16 protein-coding genes and 1 pseudogene are annotated in these 22606 nt (G+C 60.0%); 8 read left to right on the top strand and 9 right to left on the bottom strand.

The features are described 5' to 3' along the window. Positions 1-279: 279 nt before the first annotated feature. The 6 genes from ntrC to glnA all read right to left on the bottom strand — a co-directional run bounded on the left by ntrC (position 280) and on the right by glnA (position 6191). Positions 280-1716 carry a nitrogen regulation protein NR(I) gene (gene ntrC / locus J4D25_RS13175; protein WP_046040882.1) on the bottom strand — a complete coding sequence of 479 codons (1437 nt, stop codon included), beginning with the start codon at positions 1714-1716 and terminating at the stop codon, positions 280-282. Further along, complete coding sequence (gene glnL, locus J4D25_RS13170; RefSeq protein WP_057712404.1) at positions 1713-2798, bottom strand: nitrogen regulation protein NR(II); 1086 nt, start codon at positions 2796-2798, stop codon at positions 1713-1715. The genes ntrC and glnL overlap by 4 nt, the downstream gene beginning before the upstream one ends. A gap of 227 nt (positions 2799-3025) precedes the next feature. Then, positions 3026-3646, bottom strand: coding sequence for a DUF4124 domain-containing protein (locus tag J4D25_RS13165; protein WP_057712403.1), 621 nt, complete (start codon positions 3644-3646; stop codon positions 3026-3028). After that, a complete protein-coding gene (locus tag J4D25_RS13160) occupies positions 3643-4158 on the bottom strand; it encodes a DUF4124 domain-containing protein (protein WP_057712402.1) in 516 nt (171 codons plus the stop codon). The genes J4D25_RS13165 and J4D25_RS13160 overlap by 4 nt, the downstream gene beginning before the upstream one ends. 25 nt (positions 4159-4183) lie before the next feature. After that, complete coding sequence (locus J4D25_RS13155; protein ID WP_057712401.1) at positions 4184-4606, bottom strand: cupin domain-containing protein; 423 nt, start codon at positions 4604-4606, stop codon at positions 4184-4186. A gap of 178 nt (positions 4607-4784) precedes the next feature. Next, a complete protein-coding gene (gene glnA / locus J4D25_RS13150; protein ID WP_008002929.1) occupies positions 4785-6191 on the bottom strand; it encodes a type I glutamate--ammonia ligase in 1407 nt (468 codons plus the stop codon). A 328-nt stretch (positions 6192-6519) separates the two neighbouring features. Between glnA and thiI the strand changes: the two genes are divergently transcribed. Together thiI and typA are read left to right on the top strand one after the other, a co-directional pair. Continuing rightward, on the top strand, positions 6520-7974 hold the full coding sequence (gene thiI / locus J4D25_RS13145) for a tRNA uracil 4-sulfurtransferase ThiI (RefSeq protein WP_057712400.1): 1455 nt from the start codon (positions 6520-6522) through the stop codon (positions 7972-7974). Positions 7975-8113: 139 nt separating this feature from the next. Continuing rightward, entirely contained in the window at positions 8114-9934 is a 1821-nt protein-coding gene (gene typA / locus J4D25_RS13140) for a translational GTPase TypA (RefSeq protein ID WP_057712399.1), read from the top strand. A 219-nt stretch (positions 9935-10153) separates the two neighbouring features. Here typA and J4D25_RS13135 read toward each other — a convergent pair whose 3' ends face one another. After that, a complete protein-coding gene (locus tag J4D25_RS13135; protein WP_007970630.1) occupies positions 10154-10591 on the bottom strand; it encodes a YkgJ family cysteine cluster protein in 438 nt (145 codons plus the stop codon). A 255-nt stretch (positions 10592-10846) separates the two neighbouring features. Here J4D25_RS13135 and J4D25_RS13130 point away from each other — a divergent pair, with 255 nt between their 5' ends. The 5 genes from J4D25_RS13130 (at position 10847) to J4D25_RS13110 (ending at position 20042) form a co-directional block, all read left to right on the top strand. Beyond that, complete coding sequence (locus J4D25_RS13130; RefSeq protein WP_057712398.1) at positions 10847-13297, top strand: glycogen/starch/alpha-glucan phosphorylase; 2451 nt, start codon at positions 10847-10849, stop codon at positions 13295-13297. Between the two features lie 290 nt (positions 13298-13587). Next, positions 13588-16794, top strand: coding sequence for a DUF2339 domain-containing protein (locus tag J4D25_RS13125; protein ID WP_057712397.1), 3207 nt, complete (start codon positions 13588-13590; stop codon positions 16792-16794). Further along, on the top strand, positions 16791-18164 hold the full coding sequence (locus tag J4D25_RS13120; protein WP_057712396.1) for a DUF3999 domain-containing protein: 1374 nt from the start codon (positions 16791-16793) through the stop codon (positions 18162-18164). The genes J4D25_RS13125 and J4D25_RS13120 overlap by 4 nt, the downstream gene beginning before the upstream one ends. Before the next feature lie 261 nt (positions 18165-18425). Continuing rightward, positions 18426-19436, top strand: a complete 1011-nt coding sequence (locus tag J4D25_RS13115; RefSeq protein WP_007975526.1) for a class 1 fructose-bisphosphatase — start codon at positions 18426-18428, stop codon at positions 19434-19436. Between the two features lie 3 nt (positions 19437-19439). Further along, on the top strand, positions 19440-20042 hold the full coding sequence (locus tag J4D25_RS13110) for a DUF924 family protein (protein ID WP_057712395.1): 603 nt from the start codon (positions 19440-19442) through the stop codon (positions 20040-20042). Between the two features lie 114 nt (positions 20043-20156). Here J4D25_RS13110 and J4D25_RS27320 read toward each other — a convergent pair whose 3' ends face one another. After that, entirely contained in the window at positions 20157-20921 is a 765-nt protein-coding gene (locus J4D25_RS27320; RefSeq protein WP_371318464.1) for a methyl-accepting chemotaxis protein, read from the bottom strand. A gap of 93 nt (positions 20922-21014) precedes the next feature. After that, a pseudogene (locus tag J4D25_RS27315) lies at positions 21015-22037 on the bottom strand (cache domain-containing protein); the annotation flags it as partial. 293 nt (positions 22038-22330) lie between these two features. On the opposite strand from J4D25_RS27315, the gene J4D25_RS13100 reads away from it, so the two are divergent. Beyond that, positions 22331-22585, top strand: coding sequence for a hypothetical protein (locus J4D25_RS13100; protein WP_007975531.1), 255 nt, complete (start codon positions 22331-22333; stop codon positions 22583-22585). Positions 22586-22606 lie beyond the last annotated feature (21 nt).

Below are 22606 nucleotides of genomic sequence, written 5' to 3'. Positions count from 1 at the left end.
TCGCTTTGAAGCGCTGAAACCCCCGAGATCCGGGGCTTTTGTGTTTTTGGGTGGCGGGTAGTATCGGGTTTTATGGCGAGGTTTCAGGACAGTGGTTGTGCGCGATTGCGGTTCACGGTGCATTCAGTCGGTGCATTGATGGCTCTAAAAGCATCGCGAGCAAGCTCGCTCCCACAGGGTTCGATGGTGTCTGCACGATCGTGAAAACACCGAAAATCCACTGTAGGAGCGAGCTTGCTCGCGATTGGGCCTAAAGATCAGCGAAGTACTAAAGGCTGTTTAGCCCTCATCCCCCTCATCATCATCCCCGCCATCAACCTTCATCCCCAATTCCTTGATCTTGCGAGTCAGGGTGTTGCGTCCCCAACCCAGCAAGACGGCGGCATCGCGGCGGCGACCGGCGGTGTGCTTGAGGGCGGTCTCGATCATGATCCGCTCGAAGGCCGGTACGGCGCTGTCGAGCAGGCTTGACTGACCACGGGCCAGCGCCTGGTCGGCCCACTGGCGCAGGGCCTGCTCCCAGTTGGTCACGGGCGCCGAGTCCTGAGGCAGGCTCAGCAGCTCCGGCGGCAGGTCACCGATGTGCACTTCGCGACCCGAAGCCATCACCGTGATCCAGCGGCAGGTATTCTCCAACTGCCGCACGTTGCCGGGCCATGGCAAGTTCTTCAGGTATTCCTCGGTTTCGCTTTTCAGCAGCTTCGGTTCGACTGCCAGTTCCTGGGCGGCGCGGCCGAGGAAGTGCTTGGCCAGGGTCGGGATATCTTCGCGGCGATCCGACAGGCGCGGGATATGGATGCGGATCACGTTGAGGCGATGGAACAAGTCCTCACGGAATTTCCCGGCGTGCACCAGGGTTTCCAGATTCTGGTGAGTCGCGGCGATGATGCGCACATCGACCTTCACCGGCACGTGACCGCCGACGCGGTAGAACTCGCCGTCGGCCAGTACCCGTAGCAAGCGGGTCTGGGTGTCAGCGGGCATGTCACCGATTTCGTCGAGGAACAGCGTACCGCCGTCGGCTTGCTCGAAACGCCCGCGACGCAGGTTGGCCGCGCCCGTGAACGCGCCTTTCTCGTGGCCGAACAGTTCGGATTCCATCAGGTCTTTGGGGATCGCCGCCATGTTCAGCGCAATGAACGGCGAAGCGGCGCGCGGGCTGTGGCGATGCAGCGCATGGGCCACCAGTTCTTTACCGGTACCCGATTCACCATTGATCAGCACGGTGATGTTGGAGTGGCTCAAGCGTCCGATGGCGCGAAACACTTCCTGCATCGCCGGCGCTTCGCCGATGATTTCCGGGGTGCGGGTCAGGGTCGGGGCAACTTCCAGGCCTTGTTGTTCCTGAGCGTGCTGGTTGGCGCGCTTGACCAGGGAAACCGCCTCGTCGACGTCGAACGGCTTGGGCAGGTACTCGAAGGCGCCGCCCTGATAGGACGCGACAGCGCTGTCCAGATCGGAGTGCGCGGTCATGATGATCACTGGCAGCCGCGGGTGCTGTTCGCGAATCCGCGCCAGAAGCTCCAGACCGCTGGCGCCGGGCATGCGGATGTCGGAAATGATCACGTCCGGTTGCTGGCGCGCCAGACGGCTCATCACGCCATCGGCGCTGTCGAAGCTTTGCGTGGTCATGCCTTCCTGTTGCAAGGCTTTTTCCAGGACCCAACGGATAGAACGGTCGTCATCGACGATCCACACGGTTTCACTACGGCTCATGTCGATGTGGCTCCTTGTTCCAGTGGCAGAAAGATCGAGAAGGTGGTGTGGCCGGGGTGGCTGTCACATTCGATCAGGCCCTGGTGCTGGCTGATGATGTTCTGGGTAATGGCCAGGCCCAGCCCGGTACCGTCCGGGCGACCGCTGACCATAGGGAAAAAAATGGTTTCCTGAAGTTCTGCCGGGATGCCCGGACCGTTGTCGATGATTTCGATCTTGGTCACCAGACGATGGCGCACGTGGCCGATGGTGAACTGGCGCATGGCGCGGGTGCGCAGGCTGATGCGCCCCAGGCGCAGTTCGTTCTGGCTGCTGATGGCCTGCATCGCATTGCGCACGATGTTCAGCACGGCCTGAATCATTTGTTCGCGATCGATCAGGACGTCGGGGATGCTTGGATCGTAGTCGCGCACCAAGGTGATGCAGCCCTGGCTTTCAGCCTCCACCAGATGGCAGACACGCTCAAGCACTTCATGGACATTGCACATGGCCAGCGACGGCAGTTTGTTGGAACCGAGCATGCGATCCACCAGATTACGCAGGCGGTCGGCTTCTTCGATGATGACGTTGGTGTAGTCGCGCAGGCTCTCTTCCGGCAGTTCCCGGGCCAGCAATTGTGCCGCGCCGCGAATCCCGCCCAAGGGGTTCTTGATTTCATGGGCAAGGCCGCGCACCAGCATCTTGCTGGTTTCCTGTTTCGACAGTTGTGCTTCTTCTTTGGTGATCCGCAGCAGGCGGTCACGGGGGTGGACTTCGAGCAGCAGCATCGTGTCGCCGTTGCTCAGAATCGGTGTTACTGCGTAGTCGACGGTCAGGGTCTGACCGGTGAGGGCGGTGAGCATGGCTTCGCGCTTGGTGAACGGGTGCGCCTGCTCGACGGCCTGGCGCAACGAGTTCAGCGCTTCGGTCGATTCGGTAAACAACTCACTGATGAACTGCCCATGGCTGCGCTGACCGCTGATGGCCAGCAGCATCTCCGCCGCCGGGTTCATGTACTCGAGGCGCAGTTCGGCGTCGAGCAGGATGGTGGCAGTGGTGAGGTTGTCGAGTAGCAAACGGTGGAGTGCGTCGCTAATGGTCATCGGGACCTCTTTTAGGGCAGAGCGTGCGTAAAAAAATGCTGATACGGGCAAAATGCAAAAACCAAACCAAGGCTCCGAAAAGAAGCGTTCAGCGCCTGAAACAGGCGTTTGACGCTCGTTTACGTGGCGTTCTGCCAGCTATCGCGGGTACTTTCGAACCAAAATGGGTTGGAGTGTGAGTACGGTGCAAACAATTGCACCAATATAGTGCGCAAGCCTGAACGAGGTTAAAAGAGTCTCAAGAAAGGATTTTTTTCTTCGCCTGGTCTGTCGCTGAGCGGGCATTCCGGCCGCTGGCCGTAGTCTTCGAGAGTGCAGGGTTTGATCCTGCGCTTCTGGGCGAGAGACGTGCGCTGCATGTGGAAAGGTTGGTTGGCGGTGCGTTCGACGATGCGCCCCTGTTCGTCGAGGATTTCCACGGACAGGGTATGGCTGCCGCGATCGATGTTGCTCAGCGGGAACACCGGGCTCAGGCCAGGTTCGGCGGTGGGCTGGCCGTCGAGCAGCAACCGGTAGTGGTGACCGGGTTGCAGGGCCGGTTCGTTGGTGGCGCTGACAATGACTTCGCCAGTGTTGCTGCGGATGGTTGCGTCGGGTTCCGGGATCAGGATACGCAGCACCTCATAGTGGAACAGCGCCTGTACTTCAGGACTGCCCTCGGCGATCAACGGTCCTACGCTGGTGGGGTTGGCCGCTATTCGATTGCTCTTTGTCAGCGGTACACGCCGGGCGTCGCCGGGTTTTGGCTGGTCGGTGAAAACCCGGTTGCCCTGAACATCGACATACATGAAGACCTCTGCCGAGGCGGGCTGGGCGATCAGGCAGGCAATCAGTAGCCAGACCTTCAAGGTTTGTGCACCCGCTGTACGGTGAATGTCACCGCAGGGCTCTGCTGCACAACGTTTTCGCCATCGATCACTTGCACGGCGAGGCGGTGTTCGCCGCGATCGATGTTCACCAGTTGCAGGATCGGCACATTGCCTGGCTGGCCGTAGGGCTGACCGTCCAGCAGCAGACGTAACAGGTGGGTGGCTTGCAGGCGCGGTTTGATCAGTACGTTAATCGTGAAGGTGCCATTGTTGGCACGTAACGCTTCTGTGGTGGGCAGGCCGGTGAGTTCCAGTTTTTCGTAGGCTCGGTGGGTCGGCTCGGTGTTATTGCCTGCCAGAGGTTGTGCAGGATCGACGGGCGGTTGACGCTCGATGCTGTTGATCGGTGGCAAATCAACCGCCCGGGCGTCAACGCCATCGGGCGGTTGATTGCTGTAGGCGGTATTGCCGGCGGCATCGGTGTATTTGTAGATTTGGGCCATCACAGGAGAAATGAAGGACAGCAGTAGAAGTAATAAAAGTGGCCGCATTCGGACTCCCTGTGTGAAGCAAAGACTACTCCGCCAATGGAATACCTTCGCTGCCAGCATAGAACACAACAAGTTCTACCGGTTCATCGCCGGTGACTCCGCGATGAGTGATATTGACCATTTCGGCCAGTGCTTCGCCTTGTTTGACGCGTCTGGTCTGGCCGCTGTTCCTGTCCTCGATCATTAGCTCGCCTGAGAGGATGTAGCCCGCGTTGGGAATGGGATGGGTGTGCCAGGGGAGTTTGGTATTGGCAGGTATCGTGAGCTTGAGCACTGTCAGCTCGGGCACGGCATCCGGGTAGCGAATGTAAGGTGTGCCATCCCACGACTTGCTGCTTTGAAGCAGGATTTCCCGTTCGATGTCTGTCGATGGGGAATTTGTGGTGCAGCCTAGAAGGGCGAGGGCGGTGAGAGCGGCCAGTAGCGTCTTGAGTGGGAAAATTTTCATCATTCCATCCGTTGATTGCAGGTAGAGAACAGCCTACGAGTCATTCAGATGGGTTGATGCCGGACGATGCTGTGTGTGCCCGAAGAGATGTCTAACTTTATTGTCGGAAGTTGCCTACAAAAAAGGCCTCCCGAAGGAGGCCTCTTTTTGTCACGCCGCGTGCCGCGGCGCTACCGGATCAGCAGCTGTAGTACAGCTCGTATTCCAGTGGGTGTACGAAGGTACGTACCTTGATTTCTTCTTCGCTTTTCAGGGCGATGTAAGCGTCGATGAAGTCGTCGCTGAAAACGCCGCCTTTGGTCAGGAACGCACGACCTTTGTCCAGCTCTTCCAGGGCTTCTTTCAGGCTGCCGCAAACTTGTGGGATCTCTTTGGCCTCTTCAGGCGGCAGGTCGTACAGGTTTTTGTCAGCGGCGTCGCCAGGGTGGATCTTGTTCTGGATGCCGTCCAGGCCAGCCATCAACAGTGCGGCGAAGCACAGGTACGGGTTGGCAGCCGGATCCGGGAAGCGTGCTTCGATACGGCGGGCTTTCGGGCTCGACACGTAAGGAATACGGATCGAAGCGGAACGGTTGCGAGCCGAGTAGGCCAGCATCACTGGAGCTTCGAAGCCTGGAACCAGACGCTTGTAGGAGTTGGTCGCCGGGTTGGTGAAGCCGTTCAGGGCCTTACCGTGCTTGATGATGCCGCCGATGAAGTACAGGGCGGTGTCGGACAGGCCGGCATAGCCTTCGCCAGCGAAGGTGTTCTTGCCATCTTTCCAGATGGACATGTGTACGTGCATACCCGAGCCGTTGTCGCCGTACAGAGGCTTAGGCATGAAGGTCGCGGTGCGGCCGTAGGCATCGGCAACGTTGTGCACGACGTACTTCAGGGTTTGGGTTTCGTCGGCTTTCTTCACCAGGGTGTTGAACTTGACGCCGATTTCGTTCTGGCCGGCAGTCGCCACTTCGTGGTGGTGAACTTCGACGGTCAGGCCCATTTCTTCCAGTGCGTTGCACATGGAGGTACGGATTTCGTGGTCGTGGTCGAACGGCGGAACCGGGAAATAGCCGCCTTTGACGCCTGGACGGTGGCCTTTGTTGCCGCCTTCGATGTCCTGGTCGGACATCCACGAACCTTGTTCAGAGTAGATCTTGAACATGGAGCCGGAAATGTCGGACTTGAACTTCACCTGGTCGAAGATGAAGAACTCTGGCTCAGGACCTGCGTATACGGTGTCACCGATAGCGGTGGCTTTCAGGTGCTCTTCGGCGCGCTTGGCGATCGCACGTGGGTCGCGGTCGTAGCCTTGCATGCTCGAAGGCTCGATGATGTCGCAGACCAGGATCAGGGTCGGTTCTTCGGTGAACGGATCCAGAACAGCGGTGGAGTCGTCCGGCATCAGGATCATGTCGGAGGCTTCGATGCCTTTCCAGCCGGCGATGGAGGAGCCGTCGAACATTTTGCCGACTTCGAAGAAGTCGTCATCCAGCGCATCGCGAGCCGGCATGGTCACGTGGTGCTGAGTGCCTTTGGTGTCCGTGAAGCGCAGATCAATCCACTTGACGTCATGATCTTTGATGAGTTGAACCGACTTCGACATAGTGTCCTCCGGGTGTATTAGGGCTGGTAGTGGATGCCCTTAAATGTTTGTGATGCCGGCGCGAATACTCTGCCAAGGCAACCTGCCTCACAAGGGAGCAAATTGCATGCCAGTGCCCTAGCATGGATTTTTTGCCCCAAAATCACGCTTGAGAGGGCGTTTTGCCCTTTAAAGCAGAAAAGCTCGCCCTGTAATGTGGCGCCATATCCAATAAGTGACCTGTTTTGGTGCATGCAAAACCTTCTGCACATTAACTGGTTAAACCTTGAGCAATTTCCGCTATAATCCGCGCCCCCCTTTTTCGGCAGGCCATGCGCGCGCTGTTTCCATGAAATTAATCGTAAAAGTCTTCCCCGAGATCACCATCAAGAGTCGACCTGTCCGGACGAAATTTATCCGCCAGTTGGCCAAAAACATCCGCGCCGTGCTCCGTGATCTGGACCCGGCCGTGGTGGTGAACGGCGTGTGGGACAATCTCGAGCTGGAAACCCGTGTTACCGACCCGAAAGCCTTGAAAGAGATGGGTGAACGCCTGACCTGCATGCCGGGCATCGCGCACTTTCTGCAGATCGACGAGTACCCGCTGGGCGACTTCGACGACATCACCGAAAAGTGCAGGCAGCACTACGGCGATGCGCTGGCCGGGAAAATTTTCTCGGTGCGCTGCAAGCGTGCGGGCAAGCACACGTTCAGCTCGATGGACGTCGAAAAATACGTCGGCAGCAAGCTGCGTCGCGAGTGCGGCGCAGCCGGGATCGACCTGAAAGCGCCGGAAATCGAAGTCCGGATCGAAGTTCGCGACCAACGGTTGTTCGTGATCCACAGCCAGCACAACGGCATCGGCGGATATCCGCTGGGCGCGCTGGAGCAGACCCTGGTGCTGATGTCCGGTGGCTTCGACTCCACCGTGGCGGCCTACCAGATCATGCGCCGCGGCCTGATGGCGCATTTCTGCTTCTTCAATCTGGGCGGACGTGCCCACGAACTGGGCGTCATGGAAGTCGCGCATTTCATCTGGAAGAAGTACGGCAGCTCCCAGCGCGTGCTATTTGTCAGTGTGCCGTTCGAAGAAGTGCTGGGCGAAATTCTCGGCAAAGTCGATAACAGTCATATGGGCGTAGTATTGAAGCGTATGATGTTGCGCGCTTCCTCCCAAATTGCCGATCGACTGCACATCGACGCACTGGTCACCGGTGAGGCGATCTCCCAGGTGTCGAGCCAGACGCTGCCGAACCTGTCAGTGATCGACTGCGTGACCGAAAAGCTGGTACTGCGCCCGCTGATCGCCAGTCACAAGCAGGACATTATCGACACGGCAATCGAAATCGGCACCGCCGATTTCGCCCGGCACATGCCGGAATACTGCGGCGTCATCTCGGTCAATCCGAAGACCGCGGCCAAGCGCTATCGCGTCGAGCATGAAGAGAAAGAATTCGATATGGCGGTACTCGAGCGTGCGCTCGAAAACGCCAAGCTGGTGCCGATCGATCGCGTGATCGATGAACTGGGCCAGGACTTGCAGATTGAAGAAGTCAGCGAAGCGCTGGCCGGTCAGATCGTCATCGACATCCGTCACCCGGATGCCGCTGAAGACGACCCGCTGGATCTCGCTGGCATCGAGGTACAAACGATGCCGTTTTATGCAGTGAACGCTCGTTTCAAGGAACTGGACCCTACTCGCCAGTACCTGCTGTATTGCGACAAAGGCGTGATGAGTCGCCTGCATGCCCACCATTTGCTCAGTGAGGGGCATGCCAATGTGCGCGTTTATCGACCGAGCTAAGTGCCCGGGGCTGTTTGCCTGTGGCCTGCGTCACCGGCCCCCCGATGCCACCGTCAAGCTGTAACGGCTTTCACGGACGCTACTGTTAATCGCTGCCAAGACTTGTCAGCACACCGAATCCTCTGATCGAGATACACAAGTGATCGAAAATCTACGCAACATCGCCATCATTGCCCACGTTGACCATGGTAAGACCACCCTGGTAGACAAACTCCTGCGTCAATCCGGCACCCTGGAGCGCAACGAGCTCAACGACGAGCGCGTGATGGACTCCAACGACCAGGAGAAAGAGCGCGGTATTACCATTCTGGCGAAAAACACCGCCATCAACTGGAACGGCTACCACATCAACATCGTGGACACCCCGGGCCACGCCGACTTCGGCGGCGAAGTTGAACGCGTAATGTCGATGGTCGACTCCGTTCTGCTGCTGGTTGACGCTCAAGACGGCCCTATGCCGCAAACCCGTTTCGTGACCAAGAAGGCTTTCGAAGCCGGCCTGCGTCCGATCGTGTGCATCAACAAGGTTGACCGTCCAGGCGCGCGTCCGGACTGGGTTCTGGACCAGATCTTCGACCTGTTCGACAACCTGGGTGCCACCGAAGAACAGCTGGACTTCAAAGTCGTCTACGCCTCGGCCCTGAACGGTATTGCCGGTCTGGACCACACCGAAATGGCTGAAGACATGACCCCGCTGTACCAGTCGATCGTCGACAACGTACCGGCGCCGGCTGTTGACCGTGAAGGTCCGTTCCAGATGCAGATCTCCGCACTGGACTACAACAGCTTCCTGGGTGTTATCGGTGTTGGCCGTATCGCTCGTGGTCGCGTCAAGCCGAACACCCCGGTTGTGGCTATCGGTGCCGACGGCAAGAAGCGTAACGGTCGTATCCTGAAGCTGATGGGTCACCACGGTCTGCACCGCATCGACGTTGAAGAAGCTGCAGCAGGCGATATCGTGTGCATCAGCGGTATGGACTCGCTGTTCATCTCCGACACCCTGTGCCACCCGGACACGGTCGAAGCGATGAAGCCGCTGACCGTCGACGAGCCAACCGTTTCCATGACCTTCCAGGTAAACGACTCGCCATTCTGCGGTAAAGAAGGCAAGTTCGTGACTTCCCGTAACATCAAGGAACGTCTGGACAAAGAGCTGCTGTACAACGTTGCACTGCGCGTTGAAGAAGGCGACTCGGCTGACAAGTTCAAGGTTTCCGGCCGTGGCGAACTGCACCTCTCGGTACTGATCGAAACCATGCGTCGCGAAGGCTTCGAAATGGCTGTAGGCCGTCCGGAAGTGATCATCCGTCTGGTTGACGGCGTGAAGCACGAACCGTTCGAAAACGTCACCATCGACCTGCCGGAAGAATCCCAGGGCAAGGTGATGGAAGAGATGGGCCTGCGTAAGGGCGACCTGACCAACATGGTGCCGGATGGCAAGGGCCGTGTACGTCTGGAATACAACATCCCTGCTCGCGGTCTGATCGGTTTCCGTAACCAGTTCCTGACCCTGACCAACGGTGCTGGCATCCTGACCTCGATCTTCGACCGTTACGACGTGATGAAGTCCGGCGACATGTCCGGCCGTCAGAACGGCGTTCTGGTTTCGGTTGAAACCGGCAAGGCACTGACCTACTCCCTGGAAACCCTGCAGGCGCGTGGCAAGCTGTTCGTAGAACACGGTCAGGAAATCTACAACGGTCAGATCGTTGGTCTGAACAGCCGTGACAACGACCTGGGCGTTAACCCTACCAAGGGCAAGAAGCTCGACAACATGCGTGCTTCGGGTAAAGACGAAACCATCGCTCTGGTTCCACCTGTTCGCTTCACCCTGGAACAGGCTCTGGAATTCATCCAGGACGACGAGCTGTGTGAAGTAACTCCTAAGTCCATCCGTCTTCGCAAGAAGATCCTGGACGAAAGCGAGCGTACCCGCGCTGCCAAGAAAGCCAAGGCATAAGATTTAGCCCCGGCTGAACGAAAACGCCCCCGGTCGAGAGACCGGGGGCGTTTTTGTTTGTCTGCGGTTTGTGCGGTGTTTGTGCCGGCCTCATCGCGAGCAAGCTCGCTCCCACAGTGTTCGAGGTGAACCACAAATTGTGTGAACACCACAGAACCCCTGTGGGAGCGAGCTTGCTCGCGATGGCGGCCGATCAGCCGCCACGGGTTTCAGGAAATATCAGAACCGCTCAATCGACCGCGAATTCCGCTCGCGCTCCACTTCTTTTGGCTTGTACGCGCAATACCCTGGCCGCGGGCCGATTTTCGGGTGATTGCGGCAAGTATCCGGGCGCTTATCATAAATAGTGCACAGACGGCTCTTACGATCCAGGTACAGGCAATCGTTGTTGCTCATGCGCTGGAGGGTAAAGATTCCTGATTTCTGATTGAAGCGTTCGACCAAGCCTTCCTTTTGCAGGCGCTTGGCGATGTTCTTCGGCGGATCACCCAGCTCGAATTCATCGACCACGCCGATGCGGATCAGATCCTTGATCTTGACCTCGACGGGCAGGGTGCAGCAGCTGGACATGCACGAGCCGCACATCGGGGCAGAGTACTTGGCCCAGGTATCGAGGCGGTCGATCTCTGCGGCAGCGATCAGGTTCGGCTTCATCATCGTTTGTTACCAGCGTGTGCATCAGGGCGCGCGATCATACCGGGACTGGTGGATTTTTGAACAACCTTTCGCCAGATTTTTTCACGGCCGACCAATAAACCGCTAATCCGGCACGGCCCCTGCATTGAATCAGGTACACGACAATGTATTGCCGACCCGATTCGCCCCTACAGGAAAAACTGCCGAACCAGAGCCTCTACCGCCTGTCAGACCGTCTAGGCTCAGACAACTCCAAGCTCGCTCGAGGTCCTATCGATGACTCAAGAACCACTTGTTCGCGAAGCAGAGGTGGCCGCATTCCGCGACGCCGTCTTGACCAAACTCACTTATGCAGTGGGTAAAGACCCGGATCACGCCTTCGACCACGACTGGTTCGAAGCCATTGCCCTGGCCGCGCGGGATCACATGGTCGAGCACTGGATGGACCACACGCGGCAGATCTACCGCAAAGGTCAGAAGCGCGTCTATTACCTCTCCCTGGAATTTCTCATCGGTCGGCTGTTGTTCGACAGCCTGAGCAATCTCGGCCTGCTCGACGTGGCCCGCGAAGCCCTGACCGAACTCGGCGTCGACCTTGAGCGCATTCGCATGCTGGAGCCCGATGCGGCCCTGGGCAACGGCGGCCTCGGGCGTCTGGCGGCGTGTTTCCTGGAAAGCATGTCGACCCTCGGCATCGCCGGTCATGGCTACGGCATCCGCTATGAGCACGGGTTGTTCCGCCAGGCGATTGTCGATGGCTGGCAGCAGGAGCAGACCGAACACTGGCTGGATTTCGGCAACCCGTGGGAGTTCGAGCGGCCGGAAGTGGCTTACACCATCGGTTTCGGCGGCGGTGTCGAGACCCTGACCGACGACACCGGCAAATCCCGACAAGTCTGGTCCCCGGCGGAAACCGTGCGGGCGATTGCCTACGACACGCCGGTGGTCGGCTGGCGCGGGGCGAGCGTCAACACGCTGCGCCTGTGGCGTGCCCGGGCGATGGAAGATCTGCACCTGGAGCGTTTCAACGCCGGCGACCACCTGGGCGCCGTGGCCGAAGTGGCCCGGGCCGAAAGCATCTCCCGGGTGCTGTACCCGGCGGACAGCACCGAGGCCGGCCAGGAGTTGCGCCTGCGCCAAGAGTACTTCTTCGTCGCCGCCTCGTTGCAGGATCTGCTGCGCCGCCATCGCAACATGCACACCTCGGTACTGACCCTGGGCGATCACGCCTCTATCCAGCTCAACGACACTCACCCCTCGATTGCCGTGGCTGAACTGATGCGGCAACTGGTCGACGTGTATGACGTGGCGTGGGATGCCGCGTGGCAGGTCACCGTCGATACGCTGTCCTATACCAACCACACATTGCTGCCCGAAGCGCTGGAAACCTGGCCGGTCGGCTTGATGGAACGCATGTTGCCGCGGCACATGCAGATCATTTACCTGATCAACGCCCACCACATCGACTCCCTGCGGGCCAAAGGCATTCACGACTTCGACGTACTGCGCGCGGTGTCGCTGATCGAGGAAGACAACGGTCGCCGGGTGCGCATGGGCAACCTGGCGTTTCTCGGGTCCCACAGCATCAACGGTGTGTCCGGGCTACATACGCAGCTGATGCGTCAAACGGTGTTCTCCGAACTGCACAAACTCTACCCGGAGCGGATCAACAACAAAACCAACGGCATCACCTTCCGCCGCTGGTTGTATCAGGCCAACCCCGAGCTGACTTCGATGCTGGTCGATGCCCTTGGCCCCGAGGTGCTGGACAACCCGGAAGAGCGTTTGCTCGCCCTTGAACCGTTCGCTGAGAAAAGTGCATTCCGCAAGGCGTTTGCCGAGCAACGCCTGCACAGCAAGAAAGCCCTGGCGTACCTGATTCATGAGCGACTGGGCGTGGCGGTCAACCCGGCGGCGATGTTCGACGTGCAGGTCAAGCGAATCCACGAGTACAAACGCCAGTTGCTCAACCTGATGCACACCGTGGCGTTGTACCAGGCGATTCGCGCGGAGCCTGAAATCGACTGGGTGCCGCGGGTGAAAATCTTCGCCGGCAAGGCAGCCGCGAGCTATCACCAGGCCAAACTGATCATCAAGCTGACCAACGACATCGCCCGGGTGGTGAACAACGACCCGACCGTGCGCGGCTTGCTCAAAGTGGTGTTCCTGCCCAACTACAACGTCAGCCTGGCGGAGAGCATCATTCCGGCGGCGGATTTGTCCGAGCAGATCTCCACCGCCGGGTTCGAAGCCTCTGGCACCAGCAACATGAAATTCGGACTGAACGGCGCGCTGACTATCGGTACCCTGGATGGGGCCAACGTGGAAATGAGCGAGCGCATCGGCACCGAGCACATGTTTATCTTTGGTCTCAGCGCGCAGCAGGTGGAGGCGCGCAAACAGAATCATGAGTTCAGCGCGGTGCCGGATATCGCCGCGTCCCATCGTCTGAACGATGTGCTGCAAGCGATTCGTGGTGGGGTGTTCTCGCCGGACGATCCGTCCCGTTACGCCGGATTGATCGATTCGCTGGTGGACTACGACCGCTTCATGGTCTGCGCCGACTTCGATTCCTACTGGCACGCCCAGATGCGCGTCGAAGCCCATTGGCACGATTCGAAGGAGTGGTGGCGCTCGGCGGTGTTGAACACGGCGCGGATGGGCTGGTTCTCGTCGGACCGGACCATTCGAGAGTACGCCACGGAAATCTGGAAGGCACTGGAGTAGTTTTCAGCCAGAACTGCGAGCAAGGCCCGGTTGTTGACGGGCGGGGTCGATATACTAGGCGCTGGATTACCGGGCGGCAGGGTTGATCAGATTCTGAACACACCACAATCCCTTGTGGGAGCGAGCTTGCTCGCGATAGCGCACTGACATTCAACATTAATGCTGAATGTTATGGCCTCATCGCGAGCAAGCTCGCTCCTACAGGGGGTTGTGGTGTTTTCGCACTAGACTGATCAGACACTGTACCGCTTGGACTTGCCTCATGATGGGGCCGCTTAGGGATATCGACCATGCAATGGATGTTCATGCTGATAGGGCTGGTGCTCGGCTGGATACTCGACGAGTCATTCAGCGATGCGCTGCTGGGCGCGTTATTCGGATTGGGTATCGGCCAGGCCCTTCGCATGGCTCGCATGGACTCGCAGGCAGTCGAGCAGCAGCGTTTGCTGGAACAGGCGCAGGTAGCGCTGCAGGCGGTCGAGCAACGGCTGGCGCTGCTCGAAGCATCGGGCGTCAAGGCGCCGGAAACCCGCGAGCCACTTGTCTCACCTGAAACCATCCTCGATGAAGCACCTGCCGCAGCCCCGGAGTTGGTCTGGGAGCTGCCGCCCGAACTCGAGCCGATCGCCGCAGCGGCCACCGAAACCAACCGTTCGCAGCCCGCCGATGCCTGGAAGCCCGAGCCGATCGCTCGTCAGGCACAACCACCTGTCCCTCCGCGCGGCCCGAACCTTATCGATCGCGCCATCAGCCGTGCCCGAGCCTGGTTGTTCGGCGGCAATACCGTGTTGCGGGTCGGCGTGGTGCTGTTGTTCCTCGGCCTGGCCTTTTTGCTGCGCTATGCCACCGAAGGCGTGGTGGTGCCGGTTGAGTTGCGGTACGCAGGCGTTGCGGCGGCAGCCTTGGGGTTGCTCGGGCTGGGCTGGTGGTTACGGGCGCGCAACAGCAGTTATGCGTTGATCCTGCAAGGGGCCGGGATCGCAGTGTTGTACCTGACGGTGTTTGCCGCGATGCGCCTGCATCCGCTGCTCGATCCCACAGCGGGGTTTGGCCTGCTGGTGGCGGTGACAGTCTGTTCGGCGATTCTCGCCATTACCCAGGACTCCCTGGGGTTGGCCGCCGCTGCCGCACTGGGCGGATTCGCCGCGCCGCTGCTGGCCTCCACCGGCGCCGGCAGCCACGTCGCGCTGTTCAGCTACTTTGCCCTGCTCAACGCCGGCATCTTCGCCATCGCCTGGTTCAAGGCCTGGCGGCTGTTGAATGTCATCGGGTTCAGCGGCACCTTCGGCATCGGTTTCGCCTGGGGCCTGCGTTCCTACTCGCCGGAGCAGTTGTGGAGCACCGAGCCGTTTCTGATTTTGTTTTTCCTGATGTACCTGGCCATTGGTCTGCTGTTCGCCCGGCGCAGGCTGCTGGAAATGAGCGATGCACCGGCAGAGAGCAGTCGCGAATCGCTGCTGCAATGGTCGGCGCGCAAGGGCGACTACGTCGACGGCACGCTGCTGTTCGGTCCGCCGCTGGTGGGTTTCGGCTTGCAGTTCGCACTGGTGCAGCATCTGGAGTTCGCTGCGGCGTTCAGTGCATTGGCGCTGGGCATGATTTACATGGGACTTGCCCGTTGGCTGATGGACGGGCGCACGCTGTTGCTGGGGGAAACCTGCCTGGCCTTGGGCGTGATCTTCACCAGCCTGGCGATTCCGCTGGGGCTCGATGCACGCTGGACGACAGCGGCGTGGGCGGTGGAGGGCGCGGGGATCTTCTGGCTCGGCCTTCGCCAGCAAAGGCCCCTGGCCCGGGCGTTTGCCTTGCTCCTGCAACTGGGCTCGGCGCTGGTGTTTCTCAGCGAGCTGCACAACAGCGAGAGCAGCCTGCTCGGTGGTGTACCGCTAGGCGCACTGTTACTGGGCGTTGCGTTGTTGTTCAGCTTCTACCAGTTGCGTAAAGCCTTGCCGGAGCAGATCAGGCCTTGGGAGCTAAAAGGTCTGCCAGTCCTGGCGTGCCTCGGGCTGGCGTTTCTCTATTTGCTGGCGCCGTTGTTTTTCTTCAGCCACGGCACGGTGATCAGTTGGGCCTTGGCCGGGGCGTTGACGTTGTTGGTTGGCTTGCGCCTGCCATCGCGCACATTCGTGTTCACCGCGCTCGCTGTGCAACTGTTGGGTGGTGCACTGTTCCTGGCGACGGGGCCGCTGTTCAGTGAAGGGCTGAGTCCCCTGGCTCATGCCGGATTCTGGGCGCCGCTGGTGTTGGGGCTGGCAGCGATGGTCGGGGCCTGGCGTTTGCAGATGGGGCATTCGCCCGAAGCATTCGAAGGGCTGAGCCTGTTGCGATTGTCCCAGGCGTTGCTGGTGTGGGGCGCAGGCTGGTGGGCGTTGGCCTGGGTCATCGAAGTGCTGCATTTTGCGTCGCTGCCGATGCAGGCGACTTTGTTGTTGAGCATCGCAGCTGTGAGTGTTGCGCTGTGGACGGTGTTGGCGCTGCGCCTGAAATGGCCGTCACTGGGGGTGCTCGGTACGGTGTTGATTCCCGCGGCGGCGCTGGTGCTGCTGGCGGCCTGGCACTCGCGTTACCACCCGGCGGCCAACGTCGGCTGGCTGGCGTGGGCCGCCGTGTTCGTGGTGCATTTCATGTCCCTGCGACGCCTGGCGCCCATGCTGCCAGCACGCGTGACGAGTGTCGCCCATGTGCTCGGCTGTTGGCTGTTGATGGGGGTGCTGGCGCTGGAGCTGCGTTATGGCTTGCTGGTGTTGTCCGAGCAATACAACGCTTGGCGCTGGTTGGGTTGGGCGATTCTGCCAAGTCTGTATCTGGTTCTGATGGCGGCGCCTCGCGCGTGGCCGTGGCCGGTGGCGGCGTACTCGAGGGAATACCGTGTATACGCCGCCGCGCCGCTGGCGTTGCTGATGCTCGGCTGGTTCTGGCTGGCGAATGTCGCCAGTGACGGCAACGCCGAGCCACTGCCCTACGTGCCATTGATCAACCCGCTGGAGCTGGGCCTGTTGTTCGCGCTGTTCGGCATCTATGTCTGGTCCCGCAGCGCCATGACACAACTGGCGCTGTACAAGGATTACGCCGCCATCGCCACGCAAGGGGTCGCAGGTGCCTCGCTGTTCGTGTTCTTTACGGCATTGGTAATGCGTACGGCACACCATTGGAGCGGGGTGCCGTTCGAGCTGGATCTGTTGTTGGCGTCGATGCGGGTGCAAGCCGGGTTGTCCATCGTCTGGACCTTGATGGCCCTGAGCCTGATGATCGGTGGCCATTTGCGTCGCCACCGCGAAGTCTGGTTGATCGGCGCCGCCTTGATAGGTGTGGTCGTGGCTAAGCTGTTCTTTGTCGAATTGAGTAATCGCGGCGGGCTGGCGCGGATCGTGTCGTTTATCGGTGTCGGCGTGTTGCTGCTGGTGGTGGGCTATTTCGCCCCGCTGCCGCCCAAGCGTGCCGAAGCTGTGCCGGATGTCGAGAAACCGGTCCCGGAATCCGAAGGAGTGTCGTCTTGAGTCAGAAGCTGAACCTGGGTTGGTTGGGCGCTGTTGCCATGGGCGTAGTGTTGTCGGCGGTTGCCCAGGAAAAACCGGCGGACTTCACCACCCAAGTGCCTTTGTCGGTGACGGGCGAAGGGCCCTGGTATCGCCTTGAGCTGCCCCTGAACGTACAACTGAACGCACGGCAGGCCGACCTGAGCGATGTGCGTGTGTTCAATGCGGCGGGCGAAGTTCAGGCTTATGCCTTGGCCCGGGAATCGGCGCGGAGCAATGAAGCGCGCACCTTGACCGAGGTGAAATGGTTTCCGCTGTACAACTCGGTGGACGCCACTGAAACCGCGCCGAGCGTGCGGGTGCAATCGAGCACCAACGGCACATTGGTCGAGGTGCAGCCCTCCAGTCAGTTGGAGGCGGGTGAGGAAGAGCTGCGCGGCTGGTTGCTCGACGCTTCGGCTATCAAGGCGCCGTTGCAGCAGTTGGTTCTGGACTGGAGCAGCGAGCGCGACGGCTTCCAGCGTTTCACCATCGAAGCCAGCAACGATTTGCAGCATTGGCAGTCCTGGGGCGAAGGGCAGGTGGCGCGTCTGACCTTTTCCGACGAGCGGGTCGAACAGCATGAAGTCAACCTGCCGGGCCAGTCGGCACGCTACCTGCGGTTACTGTGGATCACGCCGCATTCGGCACCGACACTGACTTCGGCACAACTACAGAGCGCCAGTACCCGCAGCCTGCCGCTGCCGTTGGTCTGGTCCCAAGGGTTGACCGGCAGCAGCGTGAAGGCGGGTGAATACACCTGGCAGTTGCCGATGGGGCTGAATGTCGAGCGGGTGCAGGTCGAGTTGAGCCAGCCCAACAGCCTGGCGCCAGTGAGCCTGGCCGGCCGTCGCGACAGCAGTCTGCCTTGGCAGTCGTTGGGCAGCGGTTTGCTCTATCGCCTGGCCCAGAACGGTCAGGATGTGGTGCAAAACGAATTGCAGTTGTCCGGGCAGATCGTCCAGCAATTGAAGCTGACCGTGGACGAACGCGGTGGCGGCCTGGGTGATCGGGCGCCGACGCTGAAGTATGCCGTGCGTGCCACACAACTGGTGTTCCTGGCGCGCGGGCCTGGGCCTTACACGCTGGTCGTGGGGAATTCGACGGCGAAGGCGGCGAACTTGCCGCTGTCGACGCTGATTCCGGATTACAGCCCGGCGAAGCTCGCGACCTTGGGCAGGGCCATTGTGGATGTCGGGGCGGTGGTTTCGAATGCATCGACAGAGAAAACGCTGGCGACGACGGACATCCCTTGGAAGAAGTTCGGCTTGTGGGCGGTGTTGTTGCTCAGTGTCCTGTTCCTGGCGGCGATGGCGTTCAGTTTGCTGCGAAAGCCCTCTGTCAAATCCTGACAATGGATGCTGCGCACCCAATCGCGAGCAGGCTCGCTCCCACCCCCTGTGGGGGCGAGCCTGCTCGCGAAAGCGTTCGTTCAGTCACTGAAAAATACCGAAATGACCGCAGTTCCCAGGCTCACATCCAGTCCATTTCCTACTACGCTCATCCCCGCACATGAACTCTCTTTGGCCGATCACGTCTGATAGGAGGAAATGCGCCCCGACTCGCGTTAAACTGCGCGGGTTTTTAGCCCCCCCATTCCACCGGAGCCTTCCATGTCCCGCGTTACCTTGAGTCGCTATTTGATTGAGCAGACCCGCAGCAACAACACTCCTGCCGATCTGCGCTTCCTGATCGAAGTGGTGGCGCGTGCCTGCAAGGAGATCAACCACGCCGTGTCCAAAGGCGCCCTGGGTGGCGTTCTGGGCAGCATGGGCACTGAAAACGTCCAGGGCGAAGTGCAGAAAAAGCTCGACGTGATCTCCAACGAGATCCTGCTCGAAGCCAACGAATGGGGCGGTCACCTGGCCGGCATGGCGTCCGAAGAAATGGATAACGCCTACCAGATCCCGGGCAAATACCCGAAAGGCGCGTACCTGCTGGTATTCGACCCGCTGGACGGTTCGTCGAACATCGACATCAACGCCCCGGTCGGCACCATCTTCTCGGTACTGCGTTGCCCGAACGAATACTTGAGCCAGAACGAGCCCTTGAATGAAAAGGCTTTCCTGCAGCCAGGCACCCAGCAAGTGGCCGCCGGTTACGCGATCTACGGCCCGCAGACCATGCTGATCCTGACCCTGGGCGACGGCGTGAAAGGCTTCACCCTGGACCGTGAAATGGGCAGCTTCGTACTGACTCACGAAAACATCACCATTCCTGAAGCCACCCAGGAATTCGCCATCAACGCTTCCAACCAGCGTCACTGGGAAGCACCGGTACAGCGCTACGTCAGCGAATTGCTGGCCGGCGATGAAGGCCCGCTGAAAAAGAACTACAACATGCGTTGGGTTGCCGCGATGGTGGCTGACGTGCACCGCATCCTGACCCGTGGCGGTCTGTTCATGTACCCACGCGACAGCCGCGAGCCGTCGAAGCCGGGCAAACTGCGCCTGATGTACGAAGCCAACCCGATGTCGTTCCTGGTGGAACAGGCAGGCGGCGCGTCCACCGACGGCCACCAGCGCATCCTCGACATCCAGCCGGAAGGCCTGCACCAGCGTGTTGCGGTGTTCCTCGGTTCGAAAGAAGAAGTTGCCCGCGTTACGGCTTACCACAAGGAATAAACCATGACCGCGCCCTGGCAGCCGTTGCTTGATTGGTGGTTCGGAAGTTTCGGGTCAGCGAAGGAAGTGGCGGCGCAGAAGGGCAAGTTGTGGTTTGGCAAGCGCGACAGCCAGGACCTCGAAGCGCGCGAGCGTTTCGGGGGCCAGGCCGAGCAGGCACTGGCCGGCGGATTGACCGAGTGGATGCAATGTCCCGAAGGTTGGCTGGCCCTGGTGCTGCTGCTCGATCAAATCCCGCGAATGATCTTTCGCGATACTCCCAAAGCATTCTCCGGCGATTCCCGCGCACAGAAATTGGTAGCCCAAGGTATTGCGGCGGATTTCGATCGGCAGTTGCAGCCGATTCAGCGGGTGTTCATCTATCTGGTGTTCGAGCACAGCGAAAACCTCGCGGTGCAAAACGAAGGTGTCTCGCGCTATATCGAACTGGTGGCGCAGCAGCCTGAAGGTGACCGAACGCTGTTTGCCGATTACCTGGATTACGCCGAGCGGCATCAGAGGGTAATTGCGCAGTTTGGGCGGTTTCCCCATCGCAATGCGGTGTTGGGGCGGGAGTCTACGGCTGAGGAGTTGGCGTTTCTCTCAAAGCCGGGCTCCAGGTTCTAGTTTTTTGTTGCTGATGCCGCCATCGCGAGCAAGCTCGCTCCCACAGTAGATCTCCAGTGCGACAAAGATCCCTGTGGGAGCGAGCTTGCTCGCGATGAGGCCGGTGAGGTTGCCTCAGATCCTGAAACTACCCACCAGCTGCTTCAACCGCGCCGCCTGCTGCTCAAGATCGGCACACGCACGCAAGGTCGACTGCAGGTTCTCCACGCCTTCCTGGTTCAGCGTGTTGATTTCGGTGATGTCGACGTTGATCGACTCCACCACGGCGGTCTGTTCCTCGGTCGCGGTGGCCACCGACTGGTTCATGCCATCGATCTCCCCGATGCGCTGGGTCACGCTGCCCAGACGTTCGCCCGCCTGGTTGGCGATGCCGACGCTGCTTTCGCTCTGGCGCTGGCTGTCGGTCATGATGCCCACCGCTGCCCGGGCACCGACTTGCAGCTCTTCGATCATCGTCTGCACTTGCTGCGCCGAGTCCTGGGTGCGGTGAGCGAGATTGCGCACCTCATCGGCCACCACGGCAAAACCACGGCCGGCCTCGCCAGCGCGGGCCGCTTCAATGGCGGCGTTGAGCGCCAGCAAGTTGGTTTGCTGGGAAATGCTGGTGATCACTTCCAGGATCTGCCCGATGTTGACCGTGTTGCTGTTGAGGGTCTCGATGTTGCCGCACGAGTCGCTGATCTTGGCCGACAGTTGCTGCATCGCCGCGATGGTTTTATCCACCACCTGTTGACCGTCTTCGGCCAGGCTGCGGGCATCGCTGGAATGTTGCGAGGCGAGGGCGGCGTTCTGGGCGATTTCCTGGGCGGCGGCACCGAGCTGGTTGATCGCAGCGGCCACGCTGCTGGTGCGCGAGGCTTGCTGGTCGGAATTGAACATCGACGAGTTCGAGGCGGCGACTACCCGCAGCGCCACTTCGTTGACCTGGCCGGTGGCCGAGGATACTTCGATGATCGAGGTATGGATGCGCTCGACGAAACGGTTGAACGACAGCCCCAGCGCGCCGAATTCGTCGTGGCCGTGAATGGTCAGGCGCTTGGTCAAGTCACCTTCGCCTTCGGCGATGTCATGCATAGCGCGACCCATGGTCAGCAACGGTTGCATCAACAGGCTGATCAGCATGCCCAGTAGGGCGATGATGATCACCACCGCAATGACCATGGCGATGATCGCCGAGGTGCGGAATTCGCTGAGCATCGAGAACGCGGTTTCCTGGTCGAGCACCAGCGCTACGTACCAGTCCGCCGATGGCACGCCGTTGACGTGGGTGAAAGAGATGAACTGACGCTTGCCGTCGATCTCGACTTCCTTCATGCCCGGGCTGACTTTCGGCGCGCCGTTGGGGTAGGCCTCGGTCAGGTTCTTGAGCACCAGCTTACTGTCCGGGTGAATCAGGATCTTGCCGTCGGCACCGACGATGAACGCATGGCCGTGACCGCCGAAGTTCAGCGAGTTGATGATCGCGCTGACGCTGGACAGGTCGATGTCGGCGCCGGCGACACCGATCATCTGGCCCAGGTGCTGCACCGGGGTGGCGACTGTGATCACCAGCTTGCCAGAGGAGGCGGCGATGTAGGGTTCGGTGACGATGGTCTGTTGCGCACTATTGGCCGCCTTGTACCAGCCACGGGCGCGCGGATCGTAGTCCGCCGCGCGGTTGCCCGCCGGGACCGAGAACATCACGCCGTCGGCGCCACCGAAGTAACTCAGCTGGAAGTTGCCGGTGTAGGCGGGCAGGTCGATGATTCGTTTCAGGCCAGCGGGAGCATTGCCGTCGGCGTTGATCTGTTGGGCCATCGACTGCAGCAATTGCATGCGGCTTTCCAGCCAGGTCTGGATGTTGCTGGTGGTCAGGCTGCCGAGTTCCTGCATCGAGGCTTCGGTACTGTTGCGCAAGGTTTCGCGTTGGCGATAGTCGTTGAACAGGATGAAACAAGCGAATGCGACGGCCACCACGAGGGCGGCAGCCAGCAATATCTTGTGGCTGAACTTCATGTTTCTGGTCATGGGTGAGCTACCGCAGAGGGGCTGTTCTACAAAATGGGGGAGCAAATGCCACTGACGTGGCTTTGCGTTGCATTTATGTCGACTGAGCGGCGCCAAAGATTAGGCGAATTCTCTGAAAAACGACGAAATGCCCGGTAAACAGGCAAAGTGGCTGATTTTCGGCAAAAGGTAGACGAGTGGCCCGATAAATAGCCTGCCGGGCAGGGAACCTGACAGGGGTTTTCTCTTCTAAGCTTCAGCTTGGCAGCCATGCCAATCCCCTACGCCCCCGGAGTTTCACCATGTCGTTGCGTTCCATCGCCCTGCTTTCATTCTGCGTATTGCTCGCTGCCTGCAGCAAGGTCAATCAGGAAAACTACTCGAAGCTCTCCGCCGGCATGGCCAAGGCCGATGTGGAGACCCTGTTGGGCAAACCCGCCGATTGTTCAGGCGCGCTCGGCATGTCCAGCTGCACCTGGGGCGACAAGAACAGCTTTATCAGCGTGCAGTTCGCCGGTGACAAAGTGCTGATGTTTTCCGGCCAAGGCCTGAAGTAAACCGGGGCGATCGCCCACGGG

Source organism: Pseudomonas sp. GW456-L13, from assembly GCF_017350115.1.
In the GTDB taxonomy this organism is placed as follows: Bacteria; Pseudomonadota; Gammaproteobacteria; order Pseudomonadales; family Pseudomonadaceae; genus Aquipseudomonas; species Aquipseudomonas jessenii.
This window is presented reverse-complemented; position numbering and strand designations above follow the sequence as displayed.

Bases quoted from the DNA above. Each gene is read 5' to 3' on its own strand.
- J4D25_RS13100 (WP_007975531.1), top strand. From the start codon at position 22,331: ATGTCGTTGCGTTCCATCGCCCTGCTTTCATTCTGCGTATTGCTCGCT.
- thiI (WP_057712400.1), top strand. From the start codon at position 6,520: ATGAAATTAATCGTAAAAGTCTTCCCCGAGATCACCATCAAGAGTCGA.
- J4D25_RS27320 (WP_371318464.1), bottom strand. From the start codon at position 20,921: ATGTTCAATTCCGACCAGCAAGCCTCGCGCACCAGCAGCGTGGCCGCT.
- J4D25_RS13110 (WP_057712395.1), top strand. From the start codon at position 19,440: ATGACCGCGCCCTGGCAGCCGTTGCTTGATTGGTGGTTCGGAAGTTTC.
- J4D25_RS13130 (WP_057712398.1), top strand. From the start codon at position 10,847: ATGACTCAAGAACCACTTGTTCGCGAAGCAGAGGTGGCCGCATTCCGC.
- J4D25_RS13135 (WP_007970630.1), bottom strand. From the start codon at position 10,591: ATGATGAAGCCGAACCTGATCGCTGCCGCAGAGATCGACCGCCTCGAT.
- ntrC (WP_046040882.1), bottom strand. From the start codon at position 1,716: ATGAGCCGTAGTGAAACCGTGTGGATCGTCGATGACGACCGTTCTATC.
- J4D25_RS13115 (WP_007975526.1), top strand. From the start codon at position 18,426: ATGTCCCGCGTTACCTTGAGTCGCTATTTGATTGAGCAGACCCGCAGC.
- glnA (WP_008002929.1), bottom strand. From the start codon at position 6,191: ATGTCGAAGTCGGTTCAACTCATCAAAGATCATGACGTCAAGTGGATT.
- glnL (WP_057712404.1), bottom strand. From the start codon at position 2,798: ATGACCATTAGCGACGCACTCCACCGTTTGCTACTCGACAACCTCACC.
- J4D25_RS13125 (WP_057712397.1), top strand. From the start codon at position 13,588: ATGCAATGGATGTTCATGCTGATAGGGCTGGTGCTCGGCTGGATACTC.
- J4D25_RS13155 (WP_057712401.1), bottom strand. From the start codon at position 4,606: ATGAAAATTTTCCCACTCAAGACGCTACTGGCCGCTCTCACCGCCCTC.
- J4D25_RS13160 (WP_057712402.1), bottom strand. From the start codon at position 4,158: ATGCGGCCACTTTTATTACTTCTACTGCTGTCCTTCATTTCTCCTGTG.